Origin of the sequence: Mycobacterium sp. DL99 (assembly GCF_004762045.1) — a bacterium.
Taxonomy (GTDB): domain Bacteria; phylum Actinomycetota; class Actinomycetes; order Mycobacteriales; family Mycobacteriaceae; genus Mycobacterium.
Genome location: NZ_SJOM01000007.1, coordinates 1,956,987 through 1,982,556, shown reverse-complemented (window position 1 = coordinate 1,982,556; position 25,570 = coordinate 1,956,987). Strand labels below are relative to the sequence as shown.

22 protein-coding genes are annotated in these 25,570 nt (G+C 67.6%); 12 read left to right on the top strand and 10 right to left on the bottom strand.

All coding sequences use genetic code 11. From position 1 onward, the window contains the following. Positions 1-14: 14 nt before the first annotated feature. The gene (locus tag EYZ64_RS09970; protein WP_135453294.1) at positions 15-506 is read left to right on the top strand and encodes a DUF2231 domain-containing protein; all 492 of its coding nucleotides are present in this window, start codon (positions 15-17) and stop codon (positions 504-506) included. Here EYZ64_RS09970 and EYZ64_RS09965 read toward each other — a convergent pair. Both EYZ64_RS09965 and EYZ64_RS09960 read right to left on the bottom strand, forming a co-directional pair. Further along, positions 503-3,829, bottom strand: a complete 3,327-nt coding sequence (locus tag EYZ64_RS09965) for an ATP-dependent helicase (protein WP_135453293.1) — start codon at positions 3,827-3,829, stop codon at positions 503-505. The two genes, EYZ64_RS09970 and EYZ64_RS09965, sit on opposite strands and share 4 nt — an antisense overlap. After that, a complete protein-coding gene (locus EYZ64_RS09960; RefSeq protein WP_135453292.1) occupies positions 3,826-6,972 on the bottom strand; it encodes an ATP-dependent helicase in 3,147 nt (1,048 codons plus the stop codon). The genes EYZ64_RS09965 and EYZ64_RS09960 overlap by 4 nt, the downstream gene beginning before the upstream one ends. Positions 6,973-7,094: 122 nt before the next feature. On the opposite strand from EYZ64_RS09960, the gene EYZ64_RS09955 reads away from it, so the two are divergent. Together EYZ64_RS09955 and EYZ64_RS09950 are read left to right on the top strand one after the other, a co-directional pair. Beyond that, positions 7,095-7,868 (top strand): alpha/beta hydrolase, encoded by a 774-nt coding sequence (locus EYZ64_RS09955; protein ID WP_135453291.1) that lies wholly within the window; start codon positions 7,095-7,097, stop codon positions 7,866-7,868. 1 nt (position 7,869) lies between these two features. Continuing rightward, positions 7,870-8,166, top strand: coding sequence for an MGMT family protein (locus EYZ64_RS09950; RefSeq protein ID WP_135453290.1), 297 nt, complete (start codon positions 7,870-7,872; stop codon positions 8,164-8,166). Positions 8,167-8,181: 15 nt separating this feature from the next. Here EYZ64_RS09950 and EYZ64_RS09945 read toward each other — a convergent pair whose 3' ends face one another. The 3 genes from EYZ64_RS09945 to EYZ64_RS09935 form a co-directional block, all read right to left on the bottom strand. Continuing rightward, positions 8,182-9,036 carry a TIGR02569 family protein gene (locus EYZ64_RS09945; protein WP_135453289.1) on the bottom strand — a complete coding sequence of 285 codons (855 nt, stop codon included), beginning with the start codon at positions 9,034-9,036 and terminating at the stop codon, positions 8,182-8,184. 36 nt (positions 9,037-9,072) lie between these two features. Next, positions 9,073-10,251 carry an adenylyltransferase/sulfurtransferase MoeZ gene (moeZ, locus tag EYZ64_RS09940; protein WP_135459924.1) on the bottom strand — a complete coding sequence of 393 codons (1,179 nt, stop codon included), beginning with the start codon at positions 10,249-10,251 and terminating at the stop codon, positions 9,073-9,075. Between the two features lie 185 nt (positions 10,252-10,436). Further along, on the bottom strand, positions 10,437-11,474 hold the full coding sequence (locus tag EYZ64_RS09935) for a DUF3152 domain-containing protein (RefSeq protein WP_135453288.1): 1,038 nt from the start codon (positions 11,472-11,474) through the stop codon (positions 10,437-10,439). A 200-nt stretch (positions 11,475-11,674) separates the two neighbouring features. Here EYZ64_RS09935 and fasR point away from each other — a divergent pair, with 200 nt between their 5' ends. Next, positions 11,675-12,331, top strand: coding sequence for an HTH-type transcriptional activator FasR (fasR, locus tag EYZ64_RS09930; protein ID WP_135453287.1), 657 nt, complete (start codon positions 11,675-11,677; stop codon positions 12,329-12,331). Between the two features lie 2 nt (positions 12,332-12,333). Here the strand turns inward: fasR and EYZ64_RS09925 are convergent, their stop codons facing one another. Then, positions 12,334-12,573, bottom strand: a complete 240-nt coding sequence (locus EYZ64_RS09925) for a DUF3107 domain-containing protein (protein WP_135453286.1) — start codon at positions 12,571-12,573, stop codon at positions 12,334-12,336. A 230-nt stretch (positions 12,574-12,803) separates the two neighbouring features. On the opposite strand from EYZ64_RS09925, the gene EYZ64_RS09920 reads away from it, so the two are divergent. Further along, positions 12,804-13,556 carry a hypothetical protein gene (locus tag EYZ64_RS09920; protein WP_135453285.1) on the top strand — a complete coding sequence of 251 codons (753 nt, stop codon included), beginning with the start codon at positions 12,804-12,806 and terminating at the stop codon, positions 13,554-13,556. Positions 13,557-13,595: 39 nt separating this feature from the next. Here EYZ64_RS09920 and EYZ64_RS09910 read toward each other — a convergent pair whose 3' ends face one another. Beyond that, positions 13,596-14,294: a ferritin-like fold-containing protein gene (locus EYZ64_RS09910; protein ID WP_135453284.1), complete on the bottom strand. Its 699-nt coding sequence runs from the start codon at positions 14,292-14,294 to the stop codon at positions 13,596-13,598. 294 nt (positions 14,295-14,588) lie between these two features. Between EYZ64_RS09910 and EYZ64_RS09905 the strand changes: the two genes are divergently transcribed. Continuing rightward, the gene (locus tag EYZ64_RS09905; protein ID WP_135453283.1) at positions 14,589-16,091 is read left to right on the top strand and encodes a DEAD/DEAH box helicase; all 1,503 of its coding nucleotides are present in this window, start codon (positions 14,589-14,591) and stop codon (positions 16,089-16,091) included. A gap of 27 nt (positions 16,092-16,118) precedes the next feature. Then, the gene (locus tag EYZ64_RS09900) at positions 16,119-17,357 is read left to right on the top strand and encodes an Rv3212 family protein (protein ID WP_135453282.1); all 1,239 of its coding nucleotides are present in this window, start codon (positions 16,119-16,121) and stop codon (positions 17,355-17,357) included. A gap of 16 nt (positions 17,358-17,373) precedes the next feature. Here the strand turns inward: EYZ64_RS09900 and EYZ64_RS09895 are convergent, their stop codons facing one another. Continuing rightward, positions 17,374-18,450: a MerR family transcriptional regulator gene (locus EYZ64_RS09895; protein ID WP_135453281.1), complete on the bottom strand. Its 1,077-nt coding sequence runs from the start codon at positions 18,448-18,450 to the stop codon at positions 17,374-17,376. A gap of 45 nt (positions 18,451-18,495) precedes the next feature. Then, positions 18,496-19,323: a ParA family protein gene (locus EYZ64_RS09890; RefSeq protein ID WP_167857771.1), complete on the bottom strand. Its 828-nt coding sequence runs from the start codon at positions 19,321-19,323 to the stop codon at positions 18,496-18,498. Positions 19,324-19,351: 28 nt separating this feature from the next. Here EYZ64_RS09890 and EYZ64_RS09885 point away from each other — a divergent pair, with 28 nt between their 5' ends. From EYZ64_RS09885 to EYZ64_RS09870, 4 genes are all read left to right on the top strand, one after another. Next, positions 19,352-19,963 carry an acid phosphatase gene (locus EYZ64_RS09885; RefSeq protein ID WP_135453279.1) on the top strand — a complete coding sequence of 204 codons (612 nt, stop codon included), beginning with the start codon at positions 19,352-19,354 and terminating at the stop codon, positions 19,961-19,963. Beyond that, complete coding sequence (locus tag EYZ64_RS09880) at positions 19,948-21,045, top strand: isochorismate synthase (protein ID WP_167857770.1); 1,098 nt, start codon at positions 19,948-19,950, stop codon at positions 21,043-21,045. The genes EYZ64_RS09885 and EYZ64_RS09880 overlap by 16 nt, the downstream gene beginning before the upstream one ends. Beyond that, on the top strand, positions 21,042-21,536 hold the full coding sequence (locus EYZ64_RS09875; RefSeq protein WP_135453278.1) for a GNAT family N-acetyltransferase: 495 nt from the start codon (positions 21,042-21,044) through the stop codon (positions 21,534-21,536). The genes EYZ64_RS09880 and EYZ64_RS09875 overlap by 4 nt, the downstream gene beginning before the upstream one ends. A gap of 141 nt (positions 21,537-21,677) precedes the next feature. Next, positions 21,678-23,114 (top strand): amidase, encoded by a 1,437-nt coding sequence (locus EYZ64_RS09870; RefSeq protein ID WP_135453277.1) that lies wholly within the window; start codon positions 21,678-21,680, stop codon positions 23,112-23,114. Positions 23,115-23,161: 47 nt separating this feature from the next. Here EYZ64_RS09870 and EYZ64_RS09865 read toward each other — a convergent pair whose 3' ends face one another. Then, on the bottom strand, positions 23,162-23,857 hold the full coding sequence (locus EYZ64_RS09865; protein WP_135453276.1) for a FadR/GntR family transcriptional regulator: 696 nt from the start codon (positions 23,855-23,857) through the stop codon (positions 23,162-23,164). A 307-nt stretch (positions 23,858-24,164) separates the two neighbouring features. On the opposite strand from EYZ64_RS09865, the gene EYZ64_RS09860 reads away from it, so the two are divergent. Further along, on the top strand, positions 24,165-25,565 hold the full coding sequence (locus tag EYZ64_RS09860) for an APC family permease (RefSeq protein WP_167857769.1): 1,401 nt from the start codon (positions 24,165-24,167) through the stop codon (positions 25,563-25,565). Positions 25,566-25,570 lie beyond the last annotated feature (5 nt).

The following is a 25,570-nucleotide window of genomic DNA, read 5'->3' as shown; positions in this document are numbered from 1 at the left end:
AGCCAAGGAGTCCCGTGACCGTCGTCAACGGCCTGCCGGCCCACGTTCTGCTCGTCCACGCTCTGGTGGTATTCGTGCCGCTGACCGCGGCACTGGAGATGCTCTGCGCGCTGTGGCCCTCCGCCCGCCGAGGCCATCTGTTGTGGCTGACACTCATCCTGGCCGTCGTGACAACGGTTTTGACGCCGCTCACGACGTACGCCGGCGAATGGCTCTACGACCTGCGACCCGCTCACGATGCCGTGCTGGAAGAGCACGCCGAGCGCGGCGACACCATGATCTACTTCTCGCTCGCCCTACTGGTCGTCGCACTGGCCTTGGTGGCACTGCATTTCGCCGAACGGCGCGACAGCAGCCGGCGGCTGATCTACAACGGCGTTGTCGCGGTGGTCGCCGTCCTGGTGGGCGCGGCCTCGATCATTCAGATCTACCGCGTCGGTGATCTCGGAGCACGGGCCGTCTGGGGATCCGAAATCGCGAACCTGACGTCTGCCGGCGACGGCTAGGACTCCTGCGCCAGGTCCGCGGAGGCGGTCGTGGGGTCGGTCAGCAATGCGACGAGTTCATCCTCCCCGGGCAACGATTCGGGGCTGACGGTCTGCCCCGACCGCACGTAGTGGAACGCGGCACGCACCGACTCCGGTGGACACCCCCGAAGAGACGCCCAGGCCAGCCGGTACACCGCGAGCTGAACCGCCGCCTGCGCCAGCGCTTCCGGCGTAGCCGGAGGCTCGCCGGTCTTCCAGTCCACCACGGTCGTGGTGCCGTCCTCCTGCGCGAACACCGCATCGATGCGGCCACGCACGACGGTGGTCCGCGTCCGTCCGATCGCCATGTCGAACGGCACCTCCACCTCGATCGGGGTGCGCGCGGCCCATGGCGACATGACGAACGCATCCTGCAGCTCGGACAGTTCGGCGGCATTGGCACGGCCGCTGTCACTGTCCACCGCGCCGGGCAGATCGTCGAGGTCGAACAACCGCTCGGAGTGGAAGAACCGCTGCACCCACTCGTGGAATGCGGTGCCCAACAGGGCATGCGGATCCGGACGCTGCGGCAGCCTCCGGTGCAGACGCTGCAGCGCGGCCTGCCGATCACGGCTGAGTTCGACCAGTGTGCTGACCGACAATTGGCCGGGCAGTTCGACCGGGGTGACCCGCGGTGCACGATCGCGTTCGGCCAGTAGGGCATCGACGTCGGCGGCCCAGCCCTCCTCGTCGGCGGCGTCGCCTTCTTGCGCGCTGTCTTCTTGCGCGCTGCCTTCTCGGGCACCGTCGCCCGCCAGCGCCTGTGCCACCAGCTGCGCGCCCCGGTCGACATCAGAAGCCCTGGCCGGAACCGCCGGCCAGATCGCCTCGACAGCCTTGTCCCGCAATGGGTTTACCTCACCGGCCGGCGGATCGGGCGCCCATTGCTCGATCTCCCCACAGGGATGGCCCTGTGCGGCGGCATCCTCGACGATCTCCTTGATCTCACACAGGAATTCCGACGGCCCGCGGGGCTTGCTCTCGGTGGCACCCCAATGATGCCCGGAGATGAGCAAGGTGTCCTCGGACCGGGTGATCGCGACGTAGAGCAGCCGGCGCTCCTCGTCGACGCGACGCTGCTCCAGGCTGCGCTTGTGATCGGAGATCTTGTCCGACAAGATCTTCCGGTCGTTGATGTCGGAGGTATCCAACACCGGAACACCCAGCTCCGATTCGGTCGCGCGGTCGCCGCGCAGCAACGGAGGTAGATCCGACGGATCCGTGAGCCAGGTGCGCGCCGAGGCAGTCGACGGGAACACCCGGCCACTCAGGTGCGGAACCGCCACCACCTGCCATTCCAACCCCTTGGCGGCGTGCACGGTGAGGATCTGCACCCGGTCGTGCGAGACCGTCAATTCGGCAGGGGCCAGCCCGTTCTCCACGTCGGCCGCCACGTCCAGGTAGGCCAGCAGTGCGAGCACCGATCCGCCCGGACGCCCGGCGAAGTCGGCCACGATATCGCAGAACGTGTCGAGATTCTCGGTCCCCGTCCAGCCCGCGGCAACCGGGCGGGCGGCACGCGCCTCGGCATCCAGGCCGGCGACGCGCCGCACCTCGGCCACCAGCTCGGGCAGCGGGTGGCTCAAATGCGCACGCAGCATGGTCAGCTCGCGCCCGAGGGCCTCGATCCGCTGATAGCCGGCCGGCGAATAGTGTTCGGCGGCACCAGGATCGCAGATCGCGTCGGCCAGGCAAGCCGCATCGGCATCCGGGGCGGCCTGTGCCACGATCTCGGCGGGGCTGGGCTCCCCCACTGACCGGTCGTCCAGTTCCCTGGCACGCCGCCACAACGCGGCGATGTCCCGGGCGCCGAACCGCCATCGCGGTCCGGTCAGCACCCGCATCACCGCCGACCCCGCGGCGGGATCGGCCACCAGCCGCAGCATCGCGACCAGATCGGCCACCTCGGGCACGGCCAGTAGTCCGGCCACCCCGACCACCTCGACCGGCACACCGCGCGTGCTCAGCGCCTCGGCCATCGGCGCGGCATCGGCGTTGCGCCGCACCAGCACCGCGGCGGTCGGCGTGGCCGCCCCCTGGGCCACCGCGCCGTGATACATCCGGGCCAGATGGTCTGCCACCCAATCACGTTCGGTCTCGACATCGGACAGCAGCGCACACCGGATGGTGCCCGGCTCGGCGTCAGGCCGGGGCCGCAGCTCGTGCACCGTCACCGAGCGGCGGCGCGCCTCGGCCGACACCGCGTTGGCCAGATGCAGGGCGCTCGGCGGGTTGCGCCAGCTGGTCCGCAGTTCCAGCGTGGGGGCCGGCGTGCCGTCGGCGAGCGGAAAGTCCGTGGTGAACCGGGGCAGGTTCGTCGCCGAGGCGCCCCGCCAACCGTAGATCGACTGGATTGGATCACCCACCGCGGTGAGTGCCAGGCCCTCGTCGACGCCGCCGCCGAACAGCGAGGACAACGCCACCCGTTGCGCATGCCCGGTGTCCTGGTACTCGTCGAGGAGTACCACCCGGAAACGTTGGCGCAGTTGCTCACCGACCTGAGGGAATCTCGACGCGAGCCGCGCCGCCGCAGACATCTGCATCCCGAAGTCCATCACCTTGTCGGCACGCATCCGCTGGTGCAGCGCATCGATCAACGGCACCAGTTCGGTGCGCTCGGACTGGGTGGCCAGCATTTTCAGCAGCCACTGGCTGGGTCCACGGTCACGTTGATACGGACCGGCCGGCAAGGTGAGCACCAGTCGCTCCAACTCCACATGGGTGTCGCGCAGCTGGTCGGTATCCACCAGATGCTCGGCGAGCGCACCGGCCAGGCGCAGCACCATGTCCGTGACGGCGGCCGGAGTCTTCTCGATCGCCAGCTCCCCCGGGTGTGCACAGACCACGTCGAAAGCCAACTGCCACAGCTCCGTTTCGCTGAGCAGCCGGGTGTCCGGTTCCACCGGGAGCAGCAGCCCGTGCTCACGCAGCAGCGTGCCGGCGAACGCGTGATAGGTACTGACCGTGGCGACCTCGTCGGCGCCACCGGCGACCGGAGCCAGACCGGCACCGGCGAGCCTGGCCAGCCGGGTGCGGACCCGGCGCAGCAACTGGCCGGCGGCCTTACGGGTGAAGGTCAGCCCCAGCACCTGCGATGGCGTGGCATAGCCGTTGGCCACCAGCCAGACCACCCGGGCCGCCATGGTCTCGGTCTTACCGGCGCCCGCCCCGGCGATCACCACAACAGGCCCGGGCGGCGCGGCGATCACCGCGGCCTGCTCCTCGGTCGGCGGGAACAGGCCCAGCGCGGTGGACAACTCGGCCGGGCTGTACCGCACGCCGGCCGGGGCGGTTTCCGTCATGACCGGTCCCCGACGGCCTGGGCCGGGCACGATGTACGCACCGGGCAGTTCGCGCAACCATCGTTGACCCGGGCCGCGAACTGCGGCCCGGCCGTGGCAGCAGCGGCGTTGCTGACAGTGCCCAACCAGTCGGCACGAGTGTCGGGTGTCATCGGATCCTGTTCGCGTTCGGTGGCGCCGGCCGCCCCCGCCTTGCCCAGGTATACCAACCGTCCCCCGCCCGGCTCATCACCGTGGGGCAACAACCCCGCGGCCACCGCGAGCTGATAGGTGGCCAACTGGGCGTGCTTCTGCGCGTCGTCCTTGGTGACCGGGCTCTTGCCCGTCTTGAGGTCGACCACGACGAGCCGATCCGCCTGGTCGCGCTCGAGGCGGTCCAGCCGGCCCCGTACCTGAACGCCCGGCCCATCAGGTCCCGGTTCGATGATCACGCCATCGACGTCGATCTCGGTGGCTACCTCGGTCAACTGGCCCCGGGAGTCCGCGCGCCAGCGGGTGAAGGTCTCCAGCATCTCCCGGTGCCGCGACAGCTCATTGTCCGAATACCACTTCGCCTCGAAAGGCAGGTCTTCCCAGACCTTCTCCAGGTCGTTGATCAGCTGGCTCTCGGTCTTGCCGGAGTCGGAGACGAGCGCATGCAACAGCGACCCGACCGTCGAGCGCACATCGCGCCCGTCGCTGCCGCCGTGCCGCTCCAGCAGCCACCGCAGCGGGCAGTCGGTGAGCATCTGCAGCGTCGACGGCGACAGCTTCACCACGTGTTCGGGATCCGACCACAGCGGATCCTCGGTGGACAGTGCGGTCATGGTGTGCCACTGCGACGGGTCGGCCCCGGGCACCCCTGCGGCGGCCAGCCTGGCCAATTGAGTTGCCGCACAAGACCGAGACTCGTCATCGACGGCACCTTCGGGCGCGCACACGACGGCCCGCAGCCGACCGACCACCGCCGAGGGCAGCAGCACCCGCGGTGCGGCCAATGGCGGCAACGGCACGGATTCAGTTGCCACCTCGGCCAGTTCGGCACAGAACGGCGAGGGCAGCAGCGATTCGTCGCCACCATCGCTGTCGACCGCGGTCACCAGCAGCCGCGTCCGGGCCCGGCCCATGGCGGCCATCAACAACCGACGCTCCTCGGCCAGCAGCGGTGCCCGGGTCGATACCGCACGGTCGTCCGGAGCGGCCACCCCGTCGAGCACGTCCACCAGATTCTGCGTACCCAGGATGCCGCCACGCGGAACGGTGTTGGGCCACAACCCTTCCTGCACCCCGGCGATCACCACGAAATCCCATTCGCGGCCGAGCGCGGCGTGCGCGCTGAGCACCGCTACCGCCTCGGTCTGCGAGCTCGCATCCGATGCCGACATCGACGTGCCCAGGGTCGTCACGTGGTCCACGAGCCCCCGCAGCGACGCCCCCGCCGTGCGGCTCACATACTGGTCGGCCACATCGAACACCGCCGTCACAGCGTCCAGGTCCCGATCGGCCTGTGCCCCGATGGTGCCGCCCCGCTCACTGGCCGCCAGCCAGCGCGGCTGCAACCGGCAGGCGTTCCAGGCCTGCCACAGGGTGTAGCGCGGATCGGAACCGTCACGCTCGCTGCGGCGGGCGGCGGCCAGCACCGACCGAAGCCGACGCAGCGGCTTGGCGTGTTCGGCCGACAGCCCAGCCGGCTCTGCATCGATCGCTGCGACCAGAAGGTCGGTGAAATCCCGTGGCGGCGTGGAGCCGTCGGCACGGCGCAGCGCCCGGCGCAACTGCCGCAAGGTCACCGGGTCGACCCGGCCGATCGGGCCGGTGAGCAGGCTGATCGCGCTGTCACCGTCCAGGTGCCTGGTCGCCGTCACCTCCAACACGGTGAGCAGGGCGGCGACCGCGGGCTGCTGCGCGAGCCCCAGATCAGGGCCCGCGGCCTGCACAGGCACGCCGGCGCCGCTCAGTGCCCGCGCCAGCGCCGCCCCCACCCGCGGAATCGAGCGCACGACCACAGCCATCTCGGACCACGGCACCCCGTCCACCAGATGGGCGCGCCGCAGGGCATCGGCGATGAACGCGTTCTCGGCGTGCGGCGTGGCCGCCATCCGCAGGGTCACTTCCCCCTGTCCGTGCTCCGGGTTGCCCTCCAGCACGCGGCCGGGCCCGACTCCGGGCAGCCGGCGCGCGATACCCGAGATCGCCGATGCCACGGCGGGGGCGCAGCGGTGCGACCGGGCGAGGGTGAGGGCCGGGGCGTCCTCGTCGCCGTGATCGCGCAACAACGCCGGATCGGCGCCGCGGTAACCGAACACCGCCTGATCGGGATCGCCGGCGATGACCGTCAGCCCCGCCCGGGCAGCCAACACCCGGACCAACAGGGCGGCCTGCGGGTCGAGGTGCTGTGCATCGTCGACCAGCAGCAGGCTGATCCGCGCGCGCTCGCCGGCCAGCAGGTCGGCGTCGGTCCCGAGCGCGTCCAACGACGCCCCGACGAGTTCGGCCGCCCCGAGTGCCGGCACCGTGGCCTGCGGTGCGGCCATACCGACCGCCGACCGCAACAGCATGATCTGCTCATAGGCCTGCGCAAACCGGCCCGCCGCCAACCATTCCGGGCGTCCCGCCGAGCGGCCCAGCCGCTGCAGGGCACGCGGATCCACACCGCGCTCGGTGCAGCGGGCCAGCAGATCACGCAGCTCGGTGGCGAAACCCGCGGTGCTCAGCGCGGGCCACAGCTGCTCGGGCCAGCCCACGGGTGAATCGGCACCGTCCTCCAGGTCGCCGGCCAGCAACTCGCGGATGATGCCGTCCTGCTCGGCGGTGGTGATCAGCCGCGGCGGCGGATCACCGTTGCGCTGGGCCGCCAGCCGCAGCAGCGCGAAGGCATAGGAGTGCACGGTGCGTACCAGCGGTTCGCGAACCACGCCATGGGTGCCCGCCCCGAGCAGTCGCGCGGTGATGGCGGCCCTGGCCTCCGAGCGCAACCGGGCCGAACCGGTCAACAACAACACCGACTCGGGATCGGTGCCCGAGGCGATGTGCTCGACCGCAGTGCCGATCAACAGCGAGCTCTTGCCGGTGCCCGCACCGCCAAGCACCCGCACCACACCGCTGCGCCCCGGTGCCAGCAGCTCGGTGCCGGTCAGGGCGGGCTGGACGTGTTGTGCGGTCATGAGGGGAATGACACCAGAAGGGACCGACAAGTAGCGGAGCGGATTGGAGCGAATAGCCCGCAAGTAGCGGAGCGGATTGGAGCGAATAGCCCGACAAGTAGCTGCTCTGGCAGCATGAACGGATGTCAGCCGAGAAGTTGCACGTCTACCGCTACGGCCCCGACCAGCCCCCGAAGCTGTTGCTCATCCACGGGTTGACCGGGCACGGCCAACGTTGGAAGACGCTGGCCGAGCAGCACCTCCCCGAGCTGGCGGTGCTCGCCCCCGATCTGCTCGGGCATGGCCGCACATCGTGGGCCGCCCCGTGGACGCTCGATGCCAACGTCGAGGCCCTGGCCTCGCTGCTGGATGGCCCGACTCTGGTCGCCGGGCATTCGTTCGGCGGTGCGGTGGCCCTCAATCTCGCTGCCGCACATCCGGATCTGGTCAGTGGGCTGGTTCTGTTGGACCCCGCGGTGGAGCTCGACGGCGAATGGATGCGTGAGATCGCCGACAGCATGATGGCCTCGCCCGACTATCCCGACCGCGCCGAGGCGCGCGCCGAGAAAGCGAACGGTTCGTGGGGCGAGGTGGCACCGGAGGAGTTGGACCGTGACCTCGACGAGCACCTCGTCGAACTGCCCGGCGGCCGCTTCGGGTGGCGGATCAGCATCCCGGCGATGATGTCCTACTGGAGCGAGCTGGCCCGCCCGGTTGCCCTGCCGGGCAAGGGCACTCCCACGGTTCTGGTCCGCGCCACCCGCACCAGCCCGCCGTATGCCCGTGACGGTCTCATCAGCGCGCTGAGTGCGCATCTCGGCCCGGATTTCACGCTGCTGGATTGGGATTGCGACCACATGGTGGCCCAGGCCAAACCCGCCGAGACCGCGAAGTTGATCCTCGAGCAACTGGGCTGACATGGCTGCCGTCACCGAGGAACAGGTGGAGACCGTGCGGGCGCTGGTCTCCGCGATCCCGTCCGGCAAGGTGTCGACCTATGGCGACATCGCCGATGCCGCAGACCTTTCCAGCCCACGGATCGTCGCCTGGATCATGCGTACCGATTCTTCGGACCTGCCCTGGCACCGGGTGATCACGGCATCGGGTCGGCCCGCCCCGCACCTGGCCACCCGCCAGCTGGAACGGCTCCGCGCCGAGGGGGTGCTGGCCGTCGACGGGCGGGTGCGGCTGGCCGAGTACCGGCACCAGTTCTGACCGCGAGCAGGTGAGCTAGAGGATCAGCCGAACGAGCGAGGCGGTGCGCGCCAGGCCCGGGAACGCGGCCGCGGTGGATCGCGGGTGCAGCGCGTGCACGGCCAGCCGGAACATCAACGCCCGCAACAACATCTGCGGCCATTCCGGCAGGGAGCCCCACCGCTCGATCAAGCCGTCATCGGCGTCGCCCCAGGACAGCGCGTCGACCACCACCACACCGGCGGCCCATGGTGCCGGGCGCCAGTACGGGGTGATGTCGGTGATCCCCGGCGCCGCCGTTCCGGCGAAAAGCACTGTGCCGTAAAGGTCGCCGTGAACCAGTTGACTCGCGCTCCTGGTGGGTCTGCGAAGGCCGGCCAACTGATTGATCAGTTCCACGGAACGTTGGCCGTCCGACGAGCCGGGCGACACCCTGGCGCCGGGCGGCAACGAGTGCAGCGGCCGGTCCTCCCAGGCCGCCCGGTCAGCGGCGATGAACACGTCGACATCGGCCCACGGCGCAACCGGCGGCTGGGTGAGGAAGCGTGGCCGTTCCAGCTTCGCGGTGGCCTCGTGTAATCGCACTGCCGCCGAGACCACCTCGTCGTGACGGGGTTCGGGCGTGCCGGCGACGAAGGTGTCAGCCCGCCACCCGGCCACCACATAACGGCCGTCCGTCGAACGGACCGGGCGGGCAAGCCGCACCCCGTCGATGAACAGCGATTCACGCACCTTGGCCGACCACGCCGCACGGGCGTGCTCGGGCACCATCGACATCACCACTTCGCCGCAGCGCCAGCCACCCTCCCAGCCTTCGCCGAGCGGTACCGGGCGCTCCCCGGACAGGCCGAACGCCGCCAGCACATGTTCCGGCGGCCGTTCCACACTCACAACCTCAGCCTAAGGTGTTGACCGGCAAACCAGCGGTCAGTACATCACCATGTCGGGCTCGAGTTGCTTGGCCCAGGCCACAATTCCGCCCTGCAGATGCAGCGCGTCGGAAAAACCGGCCTTCTTGACGATGGCGAGCACCTCGGCCGAGCGGATCCCGGTCTTGCAGTACAGCACCGGTGTCCGGTCCACCGGGAGTTTGGCCAGCGCATCGCCCGACTCGAACGACGGCTTCGGGATGAGCTCGGCACCCTCGATGTGATTGATATCCCACTCGACGGGTTCGCGGACATCGATCAACGCCAACGGTTTCCCGGAGTCGATGAGCTCCTTGAGCTCCAGCGGGGTGACCGTCGAGCCCGCGGCGGCGTCGGTAGCGGCTTCCGAAACGACACCGCAGAAGGCCTCGTAGTCGATGAGCTCGGTGATCTTCGGCGTGGTCGGATCCTTGCGGATCCGGATGGTCCGGTACGACATCTCCAAGGCGTCGTACACCATGAGCCGTCCGAGCAGCGGTTCGCCGATGCCGGTGATGAGCTTGATGGCCTCGGTACCCATGACCGACGCGATCGACGCGCACAGGATGCCCAGCACCCCGCCCTCGGCACACGAGGGCACCATGCCCGGTGGCGGCGGCTCGGGATAGAGGTCGCGGTAGTTGAGGCCCAGACCGTCGGGGGCGTCCTCCCAGAACACCGACACCTGGCCTTCGAACCGGTAGATCGAGCCCCACACGTAGGGCTTGCCGGCCAGCACCGCGGCATCGTTGACCAGGTAGCGGGTGGCGAAGTTGTCGGTGCCGTCCAGGATCAGGTCGTACTGGCTGAACAGCTCCACCGCATTGTCGGGTTCCAGGCGGAACTCATGCAGGTTCACCGTCACCAGCGGGTTGATCTCCAGAACCGAATCCTTGGCGCTCTGCGCCTTGGACCGGCCGATGTCGGACTGGCCGTGGATGATCTGCCGCTGCAGGTTGGACTCATCGACCACGTCGAACTCGACGATGCCGATGGTGCCCACCCCGGCGGCGGCCAGGTACAGCAAGGTCGGCGACCCCAGCCCGCCGGCCCCGATCACCAGCACCTTGGCGTTCTTCAGCCGTTTCTGCCCGATCACGCCGACGTCCGGAATGATCAGGTGCCGGCTGTAGCGCGTCACCTCGTCGCGCGTCAGCTCGGCGGCCGGTTCAACCAACGGCGGTAACGACACGTCCAAATTCGCGGACACCGCATGTCTCCTCAGTTTTTTGGGTCACTTCATCGTCCCAGCTGCTCGTACACACAACGGTAATCCGGTGCTGATGCTTCCCGCCGTCCGGCCACCACGACCGCATACATGACGATTCAGCTCCGGCTCCCGATGCCGGCACGGCGTCACGAATCCGACCACAGCTCCGGCGGTCAGGCGATCGGGTACGGCCAGGGGTTGAATTTGCAGGTCAGTCCGTCGGCCTTGACGGTTTCGGGGTCGAACTTGGCCGCGTCGTCATTCGAGGTGGAGAACGTCTGCTGCATCATGATCGGCGCCAGCTGTCCGTTGGCCTCACATGCCTCGTGCCGCTGATACCCGATGGCGTGACCAACCTCATGGTTGATCAGGTACTGCCGGTAGGAGCCGATGTCCCCTTGGAACGGCACCGCGCCGCGAACCCACCGGGCCTCGTTGACGAACACCCGGGGCTGATGCCCGTCGAAAGACGGGTTGTAGCAGGAGGCCTCCAGCTGGATGTCGTAGCCGCAGCCCTCGCGCACCGTCATCGGCGACGTCAGCGACACCCGGAAATCGGGTTCGATACCACTGGTCTCATCCACCCGGGTGAAGGCGAACAGCCCGTTGTGCGTCCAACTCTTCGGATTGGCCAGGGTCTCGCTGACCATCCGCGCGAAACCGTCGTCGCCGCCGAAGGAAGTGGTGTCCACACCGTCCTCGACCTCGACGGTGTAGTTGAAGGACTTGGTGGTGCCTTCACCGATCTTGGGCGCGGTGCCCGGCACGACCCGCCAGGTCCGTGTACCGGCCTCGGTGAACTGACCGCCTGCCGGCAGGATCCCGGTGGGCAGGTTCGCGTCGAACTGGGTCAGGCCTTTGGGCGGCGCGCCGATGATCGAGGTGCTGGCCACGTCGATGGTGGGCGGGCCCTGCACCGGGCCCTCCTCTTCCTGGGCGGTGTGCGGCGCGCTGGTGCCGGTGATGGTCTGGTACATCACCACGACGGTCAGCACGACGAGCACCGGCAGCGCATACGCGCGCCAGCCGTAGGTGGATACGAAATGGCCGATCCACGTCTGCTTGCGCCACTGCTGATGGTCGTCCCGATTGGATCTGGCTCGTCCTGAATCAGCGGCAATCGGATCCCGCTGAGCGCGTAGCGGCTCCCGCCACTCGTTGCGCAGCGCCGGGACACGGCCACCCCCGCGACGTCCCGGGTCGTAGGTCACCGGACCAGGATTGCACAGACTCCTGTGGATCGGTTCTCAGCGCAGCTATGCCGTGACCGCGCTGGTGTCATTTCGAAACCCGCGCCCGTTTCGCGACGACCGCGCGACGGAAGTGGCGTCCCACGGTAGTAGTGTCGGTGCGATCAGCGGCTTCGATGAACATGTCCAAGTGCGCCAGAGCAATACAGATTGAGGACCTGATGAGCGATCTCGCCAACACCGCCGAGAGGAGAGGCGACAAGCCTGCGACCACTGGTCGACGCGGCAACCGCCTGCCTCGTGATGAGCGGCGCGGACAGCTGTTGGCGGCCGCCAGCGAGGTATTCGTCGAACGCGGCTACCACGCGGCGGGCATGGATGAGATCGCCGAACGCGCAGGTGTGAGCAAGCCTGTTCTGTATCAACACTTTTCATCGAAGCTCGAGCTGTACCTGGCGGTGCTGCAACGCCACGTGGACAACCTCGTGTCCGGCGTGCGTCAGGCTCTGCGCACCACAACCGACAACCGGCAGCGGTTGCGCGCGGCAGTCGAGGCGTTCTTCGATTTCATCGAGCACGACAGCCAGGGCTACCGGCTGATCTTCGAGAATGACTATGTCAGCGAGCCGCAGGTGGCGGCGCAGGTGAAGGTTGCCACCGAGGCCTGCACCGATGCGGTGTTCGATCTGATCAGCCGCGATTCCGGACTCGAGGCGCACCGCGCAAGGATGATCGCGGTCGGATTGGTGGCCGTCAGCGTCGACTCGGCGCGGTACTGGCTGACCAATGACCGGCCGATCGACCGGAATACGGCCGTGGATGGCACGGTGCAGTTCGCCTGGGGCGGACTGTCACACGTGCCACTCACCCGGTCCTGATCTCAGGCGCTTTCCGCTCCCACACCGAAACCGACCCGGCGCACGTCGGCGGCGCCGATCTCGACATAGGCGATCCGGCTGTTCTGCACCAAAAATCGCCGACCCTTCTCATCGGTCAGCGCCAGCACACCCGAATCCTTGGCGATTGCCTCGGTGACCTGCTGCTCCACCTCGGAGGGTGTCTGCGCGCTGTTGAAGGTCAGCTCGCGCGGGCTGTCCGTGACACCGATTTTGACCTCCACGCTGGACCCTTCTTTCTTTCTCACGTCGTTTGTCGACTTCCCTGAGCAGGCTAGTGGACAGCCGGACCCCACCGCCGCCAGCGGGTGCCGACCGAGCTACGCCGTCCGCGAAACGCAGATACCGAACCGAGGCCGGACCGTGACCGACACGCCCCAAGCTCAACCTCATCTGTCACTTCTGCCTCGATAGCATCAGTGCCGACATTGGACGAGACGACTGGGGCAGCCGCATGACCAGGCACTATTCGCCGTATGACACCACCCCGACCGAGCGCTTCGGGGACCACTCGCATGAGCCGGGCGGGTACTCCGACTACACGACGGACTACTCGACCGACGCCGAGTCGGACTACGGCTACGACGCCGACTACGACGACGAGGTCACGTTCTACGAGGACCCCATCGACCGGCGCTGGATCTGGGTAGCCGCCGTGGCCGGCGCCATCCTGCTGATCGCGGTCATCTGCACCGTGGTGATCCTGGGCGGCGGCGACAGCGGGTCGGTGTCGGCCACCCTGACCTCCCCCTCTGCGCAGCCGACACAGACCACCCAGCCCGCGCAGGACGCCACGTCGAAGCCGGTTCCGCCCGCGGCGCCGACCGCTCCGCTGTCACCCGAGACCGTCACCACACTGACGCCGGCACCCAGCGCCACCGCGACACCCGCGCCCGCACCGCCCGCCGCAGCGGAACCGCCCGCGGGTATTGCGACCCCGACCGCCGTCACCTACCGGGTGACCGGCAACCGCCAGCTCATCGACCTGGTGACCATCGTCTACACCGACGAGCAGGGCGCACTGCAGACCGACATCAACGTCGCGTTGCCCTGGGCCAAGACCGTGGTGCTCAACCCGGGTGTCACGCTGAAGTCGGTGACCGCGACGAGCGTCGCCGGGCAGCTCAACTGCTCGATCACCGATGCGTCGGGCGCCGTGCTGGTCGCGCAGGCCAACAACACGATGATCACCACCTGCACGCAGTAGCGGACCGAACCGAGAAGTGCGGACTGGGTCTGGCGGGTACTACGCCAGGCCCAGTTCCTGCATCCGGGACTGGTGGGTGTTCTGCAGCCGGCCGAAGAACTCGGCCAACTGGGTCAGGCCCTCACCGCTGGACATCACCAAGTCGACGAGCTCGTCGTGATCGGCCAGCACGAACTGGGCCTGGGTGACGGCCTCTCCGAGCAGACGACGCGCCCACAGCGCCAGCCGGTGACGCTGGCGATCGCTGGCCGTCACCGCCGCGCGCACTTCGGCGACCACGAACTGTGAATGCCCGGTTTCGGACAGCACCGCTCGCACCACCGTGGCCACCGCCTCGGGCAGCGCGTCGGTGATCTCCAGGTAGAAGTCCGCGGCGAGCGCATCGCCGATGTAGGTCTTGACCAACGCCTCCAGCCACGTGCTGGGAGTGGTCATCCGGTGGTAGTTCTCCAAGGCGGACGCATATTTCGTCATCGCCGGAACAACGTCAACTCCCCTGTGCTCCAACGCATCCCGCAAGAGCTCGTAATGGCCCATCTCCGCAGCGGCCATACTCGCCATGTTGATCCGGCCGCGCAGGTTCGGCGCCATGCGCGCCTCTTCGGTGAGCCGGTAGAACGCCGCGACCTCACCGTAGGCCAGCACCGCGAACAATTCGTTGACGCCCGGATGGTCCGCCGTCACGCCCGAATCGACCGGTTCGGCGATCTGTTCCGCGGCAGGCTGAGGCGAATTCATGAGGCCAACTCTAGACGCCGCCAGGCCACCGTGATCGGCTGGCAAATCGGCCCAGATCCCGCGACCAGCTACAATGGCATGTGGTAACGGCTTCGAGCCGACAATTTCGGCGCCCGAACCGCTACCAGGAAATGTGCGTGCACGCAGTTGGCCCGCCCCGTGGAGCTGGGCCCAACGGATCGGCAGCGCCGAGGGATACGACCTGTATCCCGGCGAACCCGACCGTTTCACCGTCAAACTCGTGTGCGCTGGATGCCCATGAGGTTTGACAGTGAAAGGCCACCTCCTCCAACCATGACTCATCTGAATAAGACGTTTGCCGAGCTCGGCGTCCGCGACGAAATTGTGCGCGCACTGGCCGAGAACGGCATTCACCACCCGTTTGCCATCCAAGAACTGACCCTCCCGTTGGCGCTGGCCGGGGACGACCTGATCGGTCAGGCCCGCACCGGTATGGGCAAGACCTACGCCTTCGGTGTCCCGCTGTTGCACCGGGTCTCCAGCGACGAGACCCGCCCGCTCAACGGGACCCCCCGGGCCCTGATCGTGGTGCCCACCCGCGAGCTGTGTCTGCAGGTCTACGACGACCTCGCCGGAGCGGCCAAGTACCTCACCACCGCCGACCGCAAGTTCTCCGTGACCTCGATCTACGGCGGCCGTCCCTACGAGCCCCAGATCGAGGCGCTGCGCAAGGGCGTCGACGTCGTCGTCGGCACCCCGGGCCGGCTGCTCGACCTGGCCCAGCAGGGCCACCTGCAGCTGGGCGGACTGTCCGTGCTGGTGCTCGACGAGGCCGACGAGATGCTGGACCTGGGCTTCCTGCCCGATATCGAGCGCATCCTGCGGCTGACCCCCGACGACCGGCAGTCGATGCTGTTCTCGGCCACCATGCCCGACCCGATCATCACGCTGGCTCGCACGTTCATGAACCAGCCGACCCACATCCGGGCCGAGGCCCCGCACTCGGCGGCCACCCACGACACCACCGAACAGTTCGCCTATCGGGCCCACGCGCTGGACAAGTCCGAGCTCGTGAGCCGGATCCTGCAGGTCGAGGGCCGCGGCGCCACAATGATCTTCACCCGCACCAAGCGCACCGCGCAGAAGGTGTCCGACGAACTCGCCGAGCGCGGGTTCAAGGTCGACGCGGTGCACGGCGACCTGGGCCAGGGCGCGCGTGAGAAAGCCTTGAAGTCGTTCCGCACCGGCGCCGTCGACGTGCTGGTGGCCACCGATGTGGCGGCGCGCGGCATCGATATCGACGACGTCACGCACGTCATCAACTACCAGTGCCCCGAAGATGAGCAGGCCTACGTGCACCGCATCGGTCGCACCGGCCGCGCCGGCAAGACCGGTGTCGCGATCACCCTGGTCGACTGGGATGAACTCGCCCGCTGGGAGATGATCGACAAGGCGCTGGAGCTCGGGTGTCCCGATCCCGCCGAAACCTATTCCAGCTCACCACATATCTACGAGGAACTGGGCATCCCGACCGATGCCACCGGCCGGATCGGCGAACCGCGCAAGGCGAAGGCCAAGCGCAGCCCCGACGAGAAGCGCATCTCTTCGGCGGACGAGGATCGGCCGGCTAAGACCAGGACCCGCAGCCGTCGGCGTACCCGTGGCGGCGAGTCAGGCTCCGGTCATCCCGAGGGCGCCTCGACTCCGGCGCAGGACGGCCCCGATGCCGCACCGGTGATCGAGTCGGAGGACACCGCCGCGGGCGACGGGTCGAGCGCCGGACGTCGCCGCCGCCGGCGTCGTCCCCGGAAGACCGAGACCGCCACGGCCGGCTGACCGGCGAACGCCAGACAAGACCTGTCAGTGGTCAAACCCGAACGCCGCACCCGCGGCGACATCGCTGCCGCGGCGGCAATCGTCGCGATCGTCGCGCTGGCGGCCGGCCTGATCTGGTGGACCAGTGACGCCCGGGCCACCATCAGCCGGCCCGCCGCGTCACCGGTCCCCTACCTGACTCCGGCGCGCGAGGTGCCGGCCGGTCTGCAGGAGCTGTGGACCACCGACAGCCCGAAGACCACCGAACCCGTGCTCGCCGGCGGGTCGGTGGTGACCGGCGACGCATCCACCGTCGAAGGCCGTGATCCGGTCACCGGTGCGGTGTTGTGGAGCTACGCCCGCGACCTCGAACTGTGCGGTGTGACGTCGGTGTACCAGTACGCCGTCGCGGTGTATCCGGATGTCCGCGGCTGCGGACAGGTCAGCACCGTCGACGGCAAGACCGGCAGGCGCGGGCCGGCCCGCACCGCCTACGCCGACCCCGAGGTCCGGCTGTCCTCCGACGGCTCCACGGTGCTCTCGGCCGGGGACAGTCGCCTCGAGCTGTGGCGCTCGGACATGGTCCGGATGCTCTCCTACGGCGCCCTGGACGCCCGCATCAAACCGGACGTACCGGCCTCACCGGTGTGCCGCCAGCTGTCGGCGGCGGCGAGTTCCTCGGCGGTGTCGGTGCTGGAATCCTGCCCGAAGAGCAAGTTCATCCGGCTGACGCTGCTGCGCCCGGCCGACGAAGAGGACACCCCCGACGTGCGGTACGTCGAACTGCAGGACATCACCGACGAATCCGGGGCCCAGGTGGTCGCGGTATCGGGCACCACGACCGCGGTATACCTGCCCTCCCCGAAGCCGATGGTGAACGTCATCGACGAGACCGGAAAGACTCTTGCCAGCCTGCCGCTGGCCAAGCCGGCCGCACCGCAGTCGACCACCACCCGCACCGGGGATCTGATCAGCTGGTGGACCGGGGACTCGGTGCTGGTATTCAGCACCACCGGAACCGCCGGCCTTCAGTACAAGTTCACCGTGACGCCCACCGTGGACGAGTCCGGACGTCATATGCCCGTCGGACCCGCCACGGTGATGGCCGGGCAGCTCCTGGTTCCGGTCAACGACGGTTACGACGTCTTCGATCAGCAGACCGGTGCCGGGCAGCGGCACATCGCGCTGCCACGGACACCCAGCGTGTCGCCGGTCGTGCCGGTGGTGGCCGGAGACACCCTGCTCGAACAGCGCGGCACGCAATTGGTGGCGCTGGGCCCAGCGTGACCCGGCCTGGTCAGGCTCAGCCGATGTCGATAACGATCACGGTGGTGTTGTCGCTGCCGCCGGCATCGTTGGCCACCTGAACCAGCCGCTGCGCCGCGACCTCGGGTTCGTCATCCGCGGCGGCGCCCGCGATGTCGGCATCCTCGGCTCCGGCGAACAGTCCGTCACTGCTGATCAGGAACCGGTCGCCGGGACGGCAGTCGAGATCGAACAGATCCGGCCGGATGAAGGGGCCGATGCCCAGCGCCCGGGTCAGCAGGTGCCGGTGCGGGTGGAAGCGGGCCTCCTCCCGGGTGATCTCACCGGCCCGCACCAGCTCCCCCGAGACACTGTGATCGTCGGTGAGCTGACACATGACTCCGTCGCGGATCCGGTTCAACGGCGAATCCCCGATGTTGATGGCCATGGGGCCGCCCTGCTCGTCGTCGAACATCGCCACCACCGTCAGCGTGGCCCCCGAGCTGGTACCCGATGCGCTGACATGTGCGAAGACCTGCTCGTTGGCGGCCTGCACCGCGCCGATGAGCCCGTCGCGGTCAGGTGCGGCGGCGAATCCGGCGGCCAGCACCTCGACCGCGATCCGGCTGGCGTGTTCACCGCCGGGCCCGAAACCGTCGGCGACCGCGTACAGGATGCCGTCCGCGAGCAGTGAATCCTGGTTGCTCTCCCGCACCGGCCCCTGATCAGTGGCCGTCGCGGACCGTAACACCGAAGCCATCCAGATCGTCCTCTCGTCGCTCCGGCGACCCCCTGCCACCGGAGAAAATTGAGCGAGCAGCGCGCCGCGGACCATCACGAGCGCCTTACGGCGGTGCGCATATTCATCATCAAGCGCTGTCCGCCAGGCAGCCAGTTGCTGCTCGGTCGGGTCCCGCAGGAATTCAGCGATCTCGGCGACCGGTACCTGGGCTCCCCGGAGCAACCCCACCGTCCGAGCCTGAGCAATCTGGCCCCGCGAGTAGTACCGGTAACCCGTGAGTTCATCGACAGCGGCCGGCACCAATGCCCCCGATGCCGCATACGAACGCAACATCTTGGCCGACAACCCGGTCCGGGCCGCGAACTCCCCGATGCTCAGCAGATCTTCGTTCATGTCGTCAGCATCGGGTCTGCCCGTAGGAGAAGGTCAAGTAGCGCCCTAGACCACCTCAGGCGTGAACGTCGGCAGCTTCTTGCCGGACTTCCAGTGCTTGAGCAGGGCCTGGGCCAGCTCTCGATAGGCCAGGCCTCCCTTGCTCTTGCGGCCGGCCAGTACCGAGCATCCCGACGCGCTGGCCTCGGCGAACCGGACGGTACGCGGAATCGGCGGGGCCAACACCGGCAGCTCGTACCGGTCGGCAACGTCGAGCAGCACGTCACGACTGTGGGTGGTGCGCGAATCGTAGAGCGTGGGCAGCGCGCCCAGCAGTGCCAGTTCGGGATTGGTGATCTGTTGCACGTCAGAGATCGTGCGCAGGAACTGGCCCACGCCGCGGTGCGCCAGGGTCTCGCACTGCAACGGCACGATCACCTCGTTCGCCGCGGTCAGACCGTTGAGCGTCAACACCCCCAGCGACGGCGGACAGTCGATGATCACCACGTCGAAATCGGATTCGACCTTGGCCAGGGCCCGCTTGAGCGCATATTCCCGCCCGGCCCGCATCAGCAGCATGGCTTCAGAGCCCGCCAGATCGATGTTGGCCGGCAGCAGCGTCATCCCCTCGGCCGTCTCGACCAGAGCCGCCCCCGGCTCGACGTCGCCGAGCAATACCTCGTGTACCGACACCGGCAGCTTGTCCGGGTCATGTCCCAATGAAAACGTCAGACAGCCTTGCGGATCCAGGTCGACCAGCAGAACGCGCCGCCCCTGCTCGGCCATCGCCGCACCCAGCGATGCCACCGTCGTCGTCTTGGCTACCCCACCCTTTTGATTGGCGACCGCTAATACTCGCGTCACACTGTTATCCAAGCACGCTCTCGGCGGCATTACCGGAACGTGGGGCAGAATCGCCGTTGTGAGCGACCGCCTGCACCGCCTGATCCTGCTCCGCCACGGAGAGACCGAGTGGTCGGCGACCGGCAGGCACACCGGCCGCACCGAGCTGGAACTCACCGAGGCCGGACGCGAGCAGGCCGTACTGGCCCGCCCCGCGCTCGCCGAACTGCAGCTGAGCGATCCGCTGGTGATCAGCAGCCCGCGGCGCCGCGCGCTGGCCACCGCCGAACTGGCCGGCCTGCACGTCGATGAGGTCAACCCTGTGCTGTCCGAGTGGGACTACGGCGACTACGAGGGACTGACCACCCCACAGATCCGCCAGACCGTGCCCGATTGGCTGGTGTGGACGCATGGTTGCCCCGGCGGGGAGACCGTCGCGCAGGTCAGTGCCCGGGCCGATCGGGCCGTGGCACTGGCGCTGGCGCATGTGCCCACCCGGGATGTGGTGTTCGTCGGGCACGGGCATTTCTCCCGCGCGATGCTGACCCGCTGGACCGAACTGCCGGTGGCCGAAGGCATCCGGGTATCGATGGTGCCCGCCTCTCTCGCGGTGTGCGGATTCGAGCACGGCGTGCGCCAGATCACCGCGCTCGGCCTGACCGGTCACCCCAACCCGTGCCTGTCGCAGTGAATCCGTCGTTCGTATTGGCCGGCCCGACCGGCGCCGTCCTGGCCGAAGGCAGCCGCGCCGGATATGCCGACATCGCCGACGCCCAGGCAGCATTGCGTTCTGGAACACCAATTGTGTTGGGCGCGTTGCCATTCGATCTATCGACGCCCGCCGCCCTGTACGAACCCGACACAGTTCAGTTCACCGACGCACTGCCGGGCTGGCACGCGAGCCCGCCCCCGGCGGTACTGGATCGCGAAACCCTGCCGCCCGGTCCGGTGCATCGCGGGCGGGTGGCCGAGGCGATCCGGCGACTGCGCGACCCACAGGTCCCGATCGACAAGGTGGTCCTGGCCCGCTCGTTGCGGCTGACCGCGGATTCCCCGTGGGACGTTCGAAGTGTGCTGCGCAGGCTGGCCGACGCCGACCCGGCCGCCACGGTCTACCTGGCGGATCTCTCCGCGGCAGGCGAAGCGCACACCGGTACCGCCCTGGTGGGCGCGAGCCCCGAGTTGTTGGTGGCGCGCGAGGGCGAGATGGTGATCTGCCAGCCGTTCGCCGGATCGGCACCACGATCGGCCGATCCCCAGATCGATGCGGCCAACGCCTCCGCGCTGGCCGCATCGGCGAAGAACCGTCACGAGCATCAGCTCGTGGTCGACGTCATGCGCCAGGCGTTGGACCCGTTGTGCGCGGATCTGCAGATCGCCGAGGAGCCCGAGTTGCACGGCACCGACGCGCTGTGGCACCTGAGCACCCCGGTTGTGGGCCGGTTGCGCGAAAAACAGACCACCGCAATCGATCTGGCGCTTGCACTGCATCCCACCCCGGCGGTCGGCGGAGTTCCCACCGATCGCGCCGCGGCACTGATCTCCGAGCTGGAGGGCGATCGCGGGTTCTACGCCGGCGCCGTCGGCTGGTGCGACAGTCACGGCGACGGACGCTGGGTGGTCTCGATCCGGTGCGCGGTGTTGTCCGCGGATAGATACACGGCACTGGCCAGCGCCGGCGGCGGTATTGTCGCCGAATCCGATCCAGATGACGAAGTCGACGAGACCACCACGAAATTCAGAACCATCCTGACTGGACTAGGGGCGACATGAGCGAGTTGATCCGCCGGGCACGGCCGGGCGACGAGGTCGAGATCACCGCGATGATTCGCGAGTTGGCCGAGTTTGAACGGGCCGCAGACGAGTGCACGGTGACCGAAAAGCAGATGCACACAGCGCTTTTCGGTGACCGGCCGGTGGCATATGCGCACATGGTGGAGATCGACGGGCAGGTCGCCGCGACCGCGGTGTGGTTCCTGAACTTCTCCACCTGGGACGGCGTCGCCGGGCTCTACCTGGAGGACCTCTACGTGCGTCCGGCGTTCCGGCGCCGCGGTCTGGCCCGGAAACTGTTGTCCACGTTGGCCGGTGAATGCGTCGATCAGGGCTACACCCGGATGACCTGGGCGGTGCTGAACTGGAATGTCAACGCCATCGCGCTGTATGACGCCGTCGGCGGCAAGCCACAGACCGAGTGGACCACCTACCGGGTGTCGGGCCCCGAGCTTTCGGCGCTGGCCCGTGAAAACCGCCCGCCCGAGTAGCTCCCTTCGCCGTCAGGACCATTCGACACAATTCTCCCCTCCTTCAATTTTCGACAACCATAGGACTTATCAGGTTGTCTGATAAGTTGTAGGCTCCATCAGGCAGGCCTGCTCCAAGTCACCCGTCGGAAAGTGAGGGCCATGTCCGATTACGAAGATCTGTGCTGGATGCCTGCGGTCGAGTTGTCCAGCAGAATTGCCAAACGCGAGATCACCCCGGTCGATGTAGCCGAAGCCGTCTTGCGCCGGATCTCCGAGGCCAATCCGAAACTCAACGCGTTGGTCCACCACGACCCTGATCAGGTGATGGCCGATGCGAAAGCACTCACCGAGCAGCTCGCGGGTGGGCACCCACTATCGCCGCTGCACGGCATCCCATACAGCCTGAAGGAAGTGTGCGCCGCCGCGGGAACGCCGACGACCTCCGGCATCATCGCATTCAAGGATGTCGTAGCCGACCATGACGAACCCGTGGCCGCACGACTGAAGTCGGCCGGCGGCTTGTTCCTCGGCAAGACCAATCCGGCGGAGGGCGGTTACAAGGCCAACTCGTCCAATCACCTGTACGGCACGACCCATAACCCTTGGCGACGTGGCATGACCGCCGGCGGTTCCAGTAGCGGCGCGGGGGCAGCTGTCGCAGCGGGAATCGGCCAGTTGGCGCAGGGCACCGACGGTGGTGGGTCGGTACGCATTCCGGCGGCGGTCAACGGGGTTGTCGGGTTCAAACCAGCCCTCGGCCGCATCCCGCAGACGCGACTTGCCGGTCGGTTTCACACGTTTGCCTACCATGGCCCGATCACCCGTACGGTGGCCGACGCCGCACTTATGCTCAACGCGATGGCGGGATTCGACTCGGCTGATCCGCTTTCGCTGCCGCCGGATGGGATCGACTACGTCGCGGCGCTGAACCGGGGCATCGAGGGTGCGCGCATCGCCTGGTCGCCGGATCTGGGGTACGCCACCGTCGACCCCGAGATCAATGAGGTCTGCCGCCGGGCGGTGTCGGCCTTCACCGAATTGGACTGCGTTGTCGAAGAAGCCGATCCGGGTTGGGACAGCCCCGAACAGACAATGTGGGAAGGCGTCTGGGCCCCGGTGTATTCGTCGATGCTCGACGCGGCCGATTGGGATGCAGAGGCCGGCCGGGTGGACGAACAGCTCATTGAAGTGATGAGGGCAGGCGCTCGCCTGACAGCGCGCGACATCCAGCGAGCCGACGCCGCGCGGGGTCGCATGGTCGATCAGATGACAGCATTCATGCGCGATTTCGACTTTCTCGTCACGCCGGTCACCACCCAGCCCACCTTCGCAGCCGACGAGTTCTGCCCTGGCAACTTGTCGGATGCTCCACTGCCACACCAGCTGATGGGTTGGGTGCTCACCTACCCGTTCAACATGACGACCAACCCGGCAATCTCGATACCCGCCGGATTCACCGCGGCCGGGATGCCAGTCGGACTGCAGATCGTCGGCGGCCTGCGGGCTGACGCGGCGGTCCTCAACGCCGCGGCAGCTTACGAGCGGGTACGGCCTTGGTCGCATCAACGACCGGATCTGCTTGCCGCACAAGGCTAGTCAGAGTCAGCGTTGCCGCCACCCGAGCGGCGGCGGCAACGCCGGCATCAGTCGGGCGCCATGGCGGCTTGTTCGTTACCCCGGCGGTCGGATTCCAACTGCCCGAGCATCGCTGCCGCAGCCCTGACCGGGTCCCGCTGACGGATTGCCTCCATGATCCGGGAGTGGGCATCCTGGTCATGGCGATGCCGACCATCCGGCGACAGACGCAACATGTCGAGCATTGCCGCCCGGATCCGCGGCGCAAAGGACTCGAACAGCTCCGAAAGCACCGGATTATGCGCCGCGCGTACGACCGCGCGATGGAACTCGAGGTCCGCATCGACCAGATTGTCGTCCGATCGACCGTTTTCGGCGCCCGCTCGATCCTTCAGCGTCGTCCTCAACCGGTCGAGATCCCTGGAATCCCTTCGGCTGGCCGCTAACTCAGCGGCCTTCACCTCGATGGCTTCCCGAACTTCGAGGACATCGTCGATATCGGCCCGGCGTAGTACTGCGTCCCACTCCTCGGATCGCTCGAGCGCAATGACGAAGACCCCGGAGCCCTGCCGGGCTTCCACCAGTCCTCGACCACGCAGTTCTTTGACGGCTTCGCGCACAGTGGATCTGCCCACACCGAGCTCACCGGCCAGCGCCGACTCCGGGGGAAGTTTGGCTCCGATTTCCCATTCGCCTGCCGCGATACGTGCCGCAATCTGGTCCGCCGCCTGCTCGACGAGTGAAGACCTCCGAAGCTCTGGCATGGCGAAACGCTATCAGCTTGTCTGATGTGTCGGCCCGTGACCGGTGGGCCTTGTGAGAGCCACACCACGCTGGGTACCCGAAAGTCGACGCGATCACACTTCCGCTCTTGTCAGGTTGTCTGATGACTTATACGCTTCTGTCAGTCGCCGATGCGACTACTCCTTCGGACCGCGACCTCGACAGCGCCTGGGCCGCAGTTCCTTTCACCATGCGACCCTCAGAAAGTTGGCCTACATGGCTTCCTCGGACAGCAACCCTCCCCCAAGCCTACGATCGGGTCAGATCGGCACGGGCGCAATCGTTTTCATGGTCGTGGCGGCAGCATCCCCACTCGGTGCGATGTTCGTGGGGGCCGGCGCATCCATCGGACACGGCAACGGTATCGGCACGCCGGGCATCTATGTGATCGCAGGCGTGACCCTCGCCCTGTTCGCCGTGGGATACGTGGCCATGAGCCGCCATGTGGTCAGCGCCGGGGCGTTTTATGTCTACATCACCCGCGGGCTGGGCCGTGCCTGCGGCATGGGAGCGGCCATGATCGCGCTGATCTGTTACAACGCCTACGTCGTCGCACTGATCGCATTCGTCGGCATCTCGACCCAAAGCGCCGCTGCAGCCGACATGGGCATCGAACTGCCGTGGCAGGTCTGGTCATTGCTCGCCTATCTGGTGCTGGTGGGGCTGTCATACTTCCGGATCGAGTTCAGCGCGAAGGTGCTCGGTGTTCTCCTGGCGGCCGAGTTCGTCATCCTCGGACTGCTTGACGTGATGGTCTTGGTCAAAAACGGACCGTCCGCATTCCCGTTGCAATCCTTCGAGCCGAGTTCGGTATTCACCGCGACCATCGGGGTGAGTGTCGTCTACGCGTTCTCGTCGTTCACGGGTTTCGAAGCCACGGCGATCTACGGCGAGGAGGCACGCGAACCACGTCGCACCATTCCGCGGGCCACCTACATCGCTTTGGCACTCATTACCGGTTTCTACGTGCTCACCACCTGGTCGCTGATCGCGGCATTCGGCGCCGAGGGCGCAGTCCAAGCGGCGCAACAGGACTCTGATTTCGTGTTCAAGGCCAACAGCCTGTATGTCGGCGGAATATCCGGCCACATCATGCACCTGCTGGTATGCACCAGCCTGTTCGCCGCGCTTCTGGCGTTCCACAACGCCACAGCGCGTTACATGTTCGCGCTGGCCCGCGATGGCGCACTGCCGCACGTTCTGACCCGTGTACATCAGCGGCACGGTTCGCCACACATTGCGAGCCGTACTCAGTTGGGGTTCGCCGGAGCGGTTCTTGTCATCATGGCGCTCACGCGGCTCGACGTCGAAGACATCGCGGCGGGGTTCCTCGGCCTCGGCGCTCTGGGGATGCTGTGTCTGCAGGGCCTTGCCAGCTGCGCAGTGGTCGGATTCTTCGCCGGCAGGCCCGATCGCGGACTGTGGCGGACCACCATCGCACCCACGGCCGCGGCCGCACTCTTGGCGACCGGCATCGGCCTGTCGATATGGCACTTCCCGGCGCTGACAGGTGCGACGTCGGACCTGATGAACCATCTCTGGGTGCTGCTGCCGGTGGCCTTCGCAATCGGGGTGCTGGGTGCCTACTACCTCCGCCAAAACCGGCCGGCCAGCTATGCCGATTTCGGATATCTGAACCCCGCACCCGATGCCGGCAGAAGAACCACCACGTCCAGCTCTACCAACTGAAAGGA